At 44.0% G+C, this 7,943-nt stretch carries 7 protein-coding genes and 2 pseudogenes; all 9 read right to left on the bottom strand.

Translation table 11 applies throughout. The features are described 5' to 3' along the window. Positions 1-218: pseudogene (locus HUJ19_RS05665) on the bottom strand (IS1595 family transposase); the annotation flags it as partial. A 40-nt stretch (positions 219-258) separates the two neighbouring features. Next, entirely contained in the window at positions 259-837 is a 579-nt protein-coding gene (locus tag HUJ19_RS05660) for a CAP domain-containing protein (RefSeq protein WP_290622732.1), read from the bottom strand. Beyond that, complete coding sequence (locus tag HUJ19_RS05655; RefSeq protein WP_290622731.1) at positions 824-1,975, bottom strand: mechanosensitive ion channel family protein; 1,152 nt, start codon at positions 1,973-1,975, stop codon at positions 824-826. The genes HUJ19_RS05660 and HUJ19_RS05655 overlap by 14 nt, the downstream gene beginning before the upstream one ends. An 82-nt stretch (positions 1,976-2,057) precedes the next feature. Then, positions 2,058-2,996 (bottom strand): protein translocase subunit SecF, encoded by a 939-nt coding sequence (gene secF, locus HUJ19_RS05650; RefSeq protein WP_290622730.1) that lies wholly within the window; start codon positions 2,994-2,996, stop codon positions 2,058-2,060. A 13-nt stretch (positions 2,997-3,009) separates the two neighbouring features. Beyond that, the gene (gene secD, locus HUJ19_RS05645) at positions 3,010-4,929 is read right to left on the bottom strand and encodes a protein translocase subunit SecD (RefSeq protein ID WP_290622729.1); all 1,920 of its coding nucleotides are present in this window, start codon (positions 4,927-4,929) and stop codon (positions 3,010-3,012) included. A gap of 65 nt (positions 4,930-4,994) precedes the next feature. Beyond that, a complete protein-coding gene (yajC, locus tag HUJ19_RS05640) occupies positions 4,995-5,309 on the bottom strand; it encodes a preprotein translocase subunit YajC (protein WP_290622728.1) in 315 nt (104 codons plus the stop codon). Positions 5,310-5,337: 28 nt separating this feature from the next. After that, positions 5,338-6,459: a tRNA guanosine(34) transglycosylase Tgt gene (gene tgt / locus HUJ19_RS05635; protein ID WP_290622727.1), complete on the bottom strand. Its 1,122-nt coding sequence runs from the start codon at positions 6,457-6,459 to the stop codon at positions 5,338-5,340. After that, positions 6,449-7,561: a tRNA preQ1(34) S-adenosylmethionine ribosyltransferase-isomerase QueA gene (queA, locus tag HUJ19_RS05630; protein ID WP_290622726.1), complete on the bottom strand. Its 1,113-nt coding sequence runs from the start codon at positions 7,559-7,561 to the stop codon at positions 6,449-6,451. The genes tgt and queA overlap by 11 nt, the downstream gene beginning before the upstream one ends. A 146-nt stretch (positions 7,562-7,707) precedes the next feature. Then, positions 7,708-7,943: pseudogene (locus tag HUJ19_RS05625) on the bottom strand (hypothetical protein); the annotation flags it as partial.

Genomic DNA, 7,943 nt, shown 5'->3' with positions numbered 1-7,943 from the left:
TTACCACCGAAATAACTCTCGTCAACTTCAACCTCACCAAGTAGCTGCTCTGATGATTCACTATGCTCAAAAATTAACTGTCTTAAACGCTGATAATAATAAATAGCTGTCTTAACATTAACGCCAATCAGCTGGGCAGCACAACGAGCTGTTGTGCCGGCTACAAAGTGCTCGATAAGGCGGTTCTGTTTGTATTGGCTGAGTTTACTTTTCTTCATTTCCAGATAATACTAAATTATAGTTATCTGGATCAGCCCCTTATTTTTTATAAACACCAAGATATTTGCTTTCTTTCATCGGATCTCGATCATCATACTCGATGGTTGGCCTTTCAGCTTTTGCAATGTAAACCACCCAGTAGTCAATATGCGGACTGTACCACTCCTCTGCATGGCCCACACCAATTTCAAATTGCTCCATATAAAATGGGTGCTCACCGAATATATGTATACGATGCGCATAAGAGTTCGCAAAATAATCTAAGGCATCCACTGCATGAGGCGTACCACCCATAATAGCTTCTACATGGTTAGTACCCACTACAGATGCAGGAAGAGATAGTGGGTATCCAGCATTAAGAAGACGCTTATCAGGCGTACCTCCAGGCCCATTATGTGAAACCTTTCCTTCCTTAGCCATCTCCTTGGCTTTTTTATCAGCGATCTCCGCCAATAAAGCATTACACTGTAAAAACGGACGCTTTTGATCTTTGTGAGTAATAATAAGTCTGGCCAACTCTTGAGCTTTATCATTAAGCCCACAAGATTCAAACGAGTCTGCGTTAGCCTCAAGCTGAAGCGATAAAGCTAAAAAAATAACAAGACTAATCCTTAGCAATCGGAAACTCCTTTACATACAAATCGTGCTTTGAGTATGGGATCTCAATACCCTTCTCTCTAAAGGTCTTATGTATGTCCATAATCAGTTTATGTGTAATTAAACCTTTCTGTTCTGGATAGTTAATCCATGCCATCAGTTGCAGGTCAATACTGGAAGCACCGAATGCACGATAACGAACTCTTGGAGTCGGATTGTTAGCAATATCATCACGCTCTTTTACTAACTCCATCAGAACATCATGCACGAAATCAAGGTCGGAGTCATAAGACACACCAACATCAACTCGAATACGGGTTTTCTCCCAGGGCCCACCACTCTCATTGACGATTTTCGCATTACCAATCACTGAGTTTGGAATGGTAATCTCAACATCATCCCGGGTAAGCAATCGAGTACTACGAATACCTACATGTGTAACTCTTCCTCGCTCGCCGGTATCAAGAATAATGTAATCACCCAATTTATAGGGAGAGTCTGCAACGATAAAGAATCCAGAGAAAAGATTAGCCAATGTGTCTTTTGCGGCAAAACCAACCGCGATACCAATAATACCGGCGGAAGCTAGCCAGGCTGTTGGATCGATACCCCAGGAAAGAATTAAGAAATAAAGCGCAGCACCAACGATTAATATTTTGGAAGAAATATCAAGAATCGGAATGGTTCTTTCTTCAACGAACTTGAATCTATTTTTACTGTTTGCAAGAGCATTCAGAACTAACTTTGTGGCTTTTAGTAATTTAGACATCAAAGACAAAATTAATATCGAAACCACAAATCGTTTCAGAAATCTGTCGATTCCTTCGGAAAGGTCCAGCGCCTCAATTGAAACAATAACCGTTAAAAAGAATATAAAGGTAAATGCAGTCTTACTGAGTAGCGGTGCTAACTTATCATCAAAGTCGCCAGGCGTTTTTTCCGCAATTTTTCCTATCAGTGACTTAATAAACCATTGAATACCCTTGGCAATAAAAAAGCCAAGAACCAATACGATAATTGATAATATCCAGGGGTTGGTTTGTAACTTATCCCAAAGCGGTATAATAAAGTCAGGAAGGTAGGCTTCGATATTACCCAGTGTTTGTTCAGCAAGTGTGCTACTGGTATCTTGTTCTTTCTGTTGCGATTCTTGCGCCATTGAATTAATTTCCTTTAAAAAAAACGGCTTAGAGTTTGATTCTAAGCCGTTTTACTATAAAAGAAAGTGCTATAAATAACAATTAGGGAGCATCGAACTCCTCACCCTCTTTCTCAATTTCAGGCGGCATCAGGTCTTCTTTACTGACACCCAGTGCAAGAGTCGTTGGACTGGCAATAAATACCGAAGAATATGTACCTATTAAGACACCAACGATAAGCGCTTCTGCGAATGAGTGAATCGTTTGGCCACCAAAGAAAAATAGTGCCAACAGTACCAGCATGGTTGTTAACGAGGTCATTACCGTACGCGACAAGGTCAGGTTGATAGAGTTGTTGATCACTTCTTTAGGGCTTGCTTTACGCATTAACAGAAAATTCTCACGAATACGGTCAAAGACAACGATGGTATCGTTTAGCGAGTAACCAATAACAGCCAACAATGCCGCCAACACCGTAAGATCAAACTCAACGGATGTAATAGAGAAGAAGCCGACTACTATAATAACGTCATGCGCTAGAGCGGCAACCGAGCCAACAGAGAACTTCCACTCGAAACGCAGGGCAACGTAAATCATGATACAGATCAACGCCACTATCATGGCTAATCCACCCTGCTCTTTTAGCTCTTCACCAACTACCGGGCCAACAAATGATTGGTCACGCTTGATAACTTTAGAACCATCGCTGGCCAAGGTTTTTAGCACCACATCACTCACCATAGCATTCTCAATATGGTCTTGCTGAGGCATTCTGATTTGTACCACTTTAGAAGAACCAAAGTTTTGTACAACAGCACCATTGATATTGATATCGTCTAACTGCTGGCGAATCTTTGCCAAGTCGGCATCTTGCTCATAACCAACTTCAACCAAAGTACCACCAGTAAAATCTAAACCATAGTTCAGGCCTTTGGTAAAGAAAGATATTATTGAAGCAATAATTAAGATTGCCGATAAGGCAAAGGCAAATTTGCGGACTTTGAGGAAATCATAACTAGTATCTTCATTTAAAAAACTCATCTCATTTCTCCTCTTAAATCCAGATTTTGCTGGGTTTCTTGCCATGGCCAACAGTCAGGTTAACAATGCCGCGACTGACTAATATTGCCGTGAACATTGAAGTTAAAATACCAATGAACAAGGTTATAGCGAAACCTTTTACCGCACCGGTACCGACTGCATAGAGGATAATCGCAGCGATAGCGGTTGTGATATTCGCATCAGCAATAGTTGAAAGCGCTTGTGAGTAACCTTTATCAATCGCCTGAGCAGGGACAACTCCGTGGCGAAGCTCTTCTCGAATACGTTCAAAGATAATCACGTTAGCATCAACCGCCATACCAACCGTTAATACAATACCAGCGATACCCGGTAGCGTTAAGGTGGCACCTAGAATTGACATCACGGCAACAATGGTCACGACGTTTAGCATCAGTGCGATATTAGCCACCAGGCCGAAGGCCTTGTAATACAGTAGCATAAAGAGCACCACGGCCGAGAAACCAATAATGACCGACATGATACCCTTCTCAATATTTTCGGCGCCCAGTGATGCACCAATGGTACGCTCTTCAACGATAAAGGTTGGCGCAAGTAAAGCACCCGAGCGCAATTGAGTCGCCAGGTCTTTAGTATTTGCTGGAGTAAAGTCTGGCCCCTCGATAAAGAAGTCGGTACTAAATGCACCATTGATACGCGGCGCGCTGACCAAGGTTTCAACCACATTGGATTTAACCAGTTCGCGTTTGCCATCTTTGATCTCAAAAACAGGTACTGACTCTTTTAAAATCATCGCTAAAGAGTTACCACGGTTAGCTGTAGTAGTCCGTAGCATACGAGCACCACCTTCGCCATCTAGCTTAACCGAAACAATTGGCTGATTCGTTTCAGGATGAAAGTTAGCAAATGCATCTGTCAGGTGTTCGCCGGATACCTGTACTTCGTCATAAACGACGATTGGGCCACGTTCAGAGTCAAACAGCTTACTGCCCGCAGGAACTCGTCCCTGCTGTGCTGCAACAATATCCGCCTCATGGTTAACCAGACGGAACTCAAGTGTTGCTGTTGCGCCGAGAATTCGTTTTGCCAAAGCCGAATCCTGAACACCCGGTAACTGAACAATTATTCGGTCACTACCCTGGCGTTGAATCAAAGGCTCTGCAACACCCAGCGAGTTGACACGGTTACTTAAGATCAGTCTGTTCTGATCAATCGCATTATCCTGAATGGCCTGCAATTTTGTCTGGTTAAAAGTAGCGCGAACAACCGGACGACTATTTTGTTCCGCTAAATTAATATCAATACGATCAATATAGTTTTTATACAAAGCTGAATATGCACGTTCTGCATCATCCTGGCTTCTGAAACTGATCAACAAACCGTTTTCAATAGTTTCTACTCGACCACGAATTGATGGCTTTTCAGCAGTTAAAGTCTCAATAAAATCACGACGCAACTGTTCTTGCTGACGTGCCATTGCCTGCTCCATATCCACCTGCATCAAAAAGTGAATACCACCACGCAAATCCAGCCCCAGCTTCATTGGCTTACCGCCTAATGATGCCAGCCAGTCAGGAGTTGCAGGTGCAAGATTAAGCGCCACCACATACTCTTGATTTTCAAGACTGGGGTTTAAAATTTTATTCGCAATTTCCTGAGCTCTAAGCTGTTCTTCATTCGACTGGAAGCGAGCAATAACCTGCTTATCACCTTCCAGCTCAATAGCTTTGGCCGTTAATCCTTCTTGCTGCCAGGCTGCTTCAATTTGCTCTACCTGCTGCTCTGAAATGGTAGCGTCACGTAAAGCAGACAGCTGAACGGCAGGATCTTCGCCATAAATATTTGGCGCAGCATATAAAAGCGAGATAGCAATTACGAAGACCATCAACACATACTTCCACTTGGGGTAGGTATTGATTGGTAGTAATCTTTGATGGGGTTGATCTGTAAACATAGTTTATGTCCGGATTAAAAGCGAAACCGCCCGAACATGCTGATAACAAGTCGGGCGGCTAAATATTATTCGTCGATTGACTTTATAGTGCCTTTTGGCAGAGTTTGGCCAATGTAGGCCTTCTGTAATTTAATTTCGATACCATCGGCAATGGTCACAACGATAAAGTCGTCTTTGATTTTGCTGACGCGACCCAAGATACCACCGCTGGTCATAACTTCATCGCCTTTTTCCAGGCTAGAAATCATTTCCTTATGTTGCTTCATCTTCTTTTGCTGAGGACGAATCATCATAAAGTACATAATTAAAATCAAAGGAACGAACATCACAAGGAAGCTCATCAATCCACCACCTTGTGGTGCAGCAGCTGCTAGAAACATCTGGAATTACCTCTATAGTTTAATATTATCAATTAGTTAGTGACGGAACAGGTTTGCCCTGTTTCGTATAAAAATCTTCAACAAAGTCGCACAATGTACCTGTTTCAATCGCCTTTCGCAATCCACTCATCAGATTTTGATAATAGCGTAAATTATGAATGGTATTGAGTTTGGCACCCAATATTTCATTACACTTATCCAGGTGATGCAGGTATGCACGACTATAATTCTTACAGGTGTAGCAATCGCAGCCCTCATCTAACGGGCCAGTATCGGTTTTATTGTGGCTATTACGCAATTTTACAACCCCGGTACTGGTGAAAAGGTGACCATTTCTCGCATTACGAGTTGGCATCACACAGTCAAACATATCCACGCCGCGGCGCACCGCCTCCACAATATCCTCAGGCTTACCAACACCCATCAGATAGCGTGGCTTATCCTGCGGCATCTCCCCAGTTAGGTTATCCAGCACTTTCAGCATTTCATCTTTAGGTTCGCCAACGGAAAGACCGCCAATTGCATAACCGTCAAAACCAATCTCGGTTAAACCAGCCAAAGATTCTTTGCGTAAATGCGGATACATGCCGCCCTGCACGATGCCAAATAGTGCAGCTTTATTACTGGCTTCGTGAGCCACTTTGCTACGCTTGGCCCAACGTAGGGAAAGCTCCATTGAGTCGCGAGCTTCCGACTCAGTGGCCGGATACGGTGTGCATTCATCAAAGATCATCACAATATCCGAACCCAGCTTACGCTGAACTTCCATTGCCTCTTCAGGGCCTAGAAATACTTTAGAACCATTGACTGGCGATCTGAACTCAACACCCTGCTCAGTAATTTTGCGTAGATTTCCAAGGCTGAACACCTGAAAACCACCGGAATCAGTCAGGATAGGTTTATCCCAGTGCATAAAATCATGCAGATCGCCATGCATCTCAATAATGTCAGTGCCTGGGCGCAACATGAGGTGGAATGTATTGCCCAATATGATTTCAGCACCAATCTCCTTCAGTTCTTCAGGCGTCATCGACTTTACGGTGCCATAGGTTCCAACCGGCATAAAGGCAGGTGTCTGAATGGTGCCACGCTCAAAAGTGATTGCACCTCTACGCGCCATACCGTCAGTTGTATTTAATTTAAATTGCATCTTGATTCTCTCTTAAACTGCCTGCACTGACAGCACTGCTTGTTTTGACTAGTCTTACCTCTTTCAGTCTTGATTGGGGCTGAATTTGGTGGATAAACATGGAGTCACCGTAACTAAAGAAACGATACTGCTCTCTAACAGCCTCGGCATAGGCGTTCATAATATGTTCCTTGCCTGCGAAAGCGCTGACAAGCATCATCAAAGTAGATTCAGGCAGGTGGAAATTGGTAATGAGCGCATCTACCGAGCGAAATTGATAGCCAGGATAAATAAAAATATCGGTTTCACCCATATGCGGCCTGATAGAGCCGTCAATTGAAGCAGACTCTAAGCAGCGCACCGAAGTGGTACCAATGGCAATGACACGCCCACCCTTTTGACGAGTGTCATTGACCTTATCGCAAACCTCTTGCGAAACCTCGAACCATTCTGAGTGCATCTTGTGCTCAGTAATGTTCTCTACTCGAACCGGACTAAAAGTACCGGCACCAACATGTAGCGTTACAAAAGCAGAGTCGACACCTTTGTCGCGAATTTTCTGCAACAGCTCATCGTCAAAATGAAGGCCGGCAGTCGGCGCAGCAACGGCGCCCTCCACCTTGCTGTAGACCGTCTGATAGCGCTCTTTATCGGCAATCTCATCTTCCCTGTCAATGTAAGGCGGTAGCGGCATGTGTCCAACGGCTGTCATGGCCGTCTGCCAGTCACCGTCCATTAACTTAAGACTGAACAAGGCCTCTTTACGACCTGTAATCAATACCTTAAAGCCGTTTTCCAGGACAAACTCTGAACCAGGTTTAGGAGTACGGTTAGAACGGACATGAGCAATCGCCTCAACATCCGAATCCAAACGCTCAATCAGAATCTCAAGCTTACCGCCAGTGACCTTCTGGCCAAATAAGCGAGCGGGAATAACTCGAGTATCATTAAAAACTAATAGGTCATCGGGGTTGAGCAGATCGACCAGCTCATAGAAATGCTTATGCTTGACAGCACCAGTTTGACCATCTAGACACAATAAACGACTGGCAGAACGCTGTTCGGTGGGATAACGAGCAATCAACTCATCAGGTAAATCGAAATGAAAATCTTCTAAACGCATAAAAACTCTGACCTTACGGGGTCATAAGTAAAAGTGCGCATAGTTTAACCACTGACAGAGAAAAGACAAGTTAAACGGGTGAAAACATGCGGATAAACAAAGGGCAAAAAAGAAGGGGCCGAAGCCCCATTCTCTTCAGGAAGAACCTATGCCTTCCTTACACTCACTCTAGAACTTAGCAATGTCAGAGAAAGTATCAGCAGTAGCCAAACTCCGGCACTACCACCGCCTGATCCACCACTTTGAACTGGAGTTGGATTAACCGTATCACCACCCTGGTCATCGTCACCCCCTTGGTCATCGTCACCCCCTTGGTCATCATCACCCCCTTGGTCATCATCACCACCTTGGTCGTCATCACCACCTTGGTCGTCATCACCAC

Source organism: Kangiella sp., assembly GCF_014762745.1.
In the GTDB taxonomy this organism is placed as follows: domain Bacteria; phylum Pseudomonadota; class Gammaproteobacteria; order Enterobacterales; family Kangiellaceae; genus Kangiella.
Note: the sequence above shows the minus strand (reverse complement) of the source record. Positions and strands in the feature narration are given on the sequence as shown.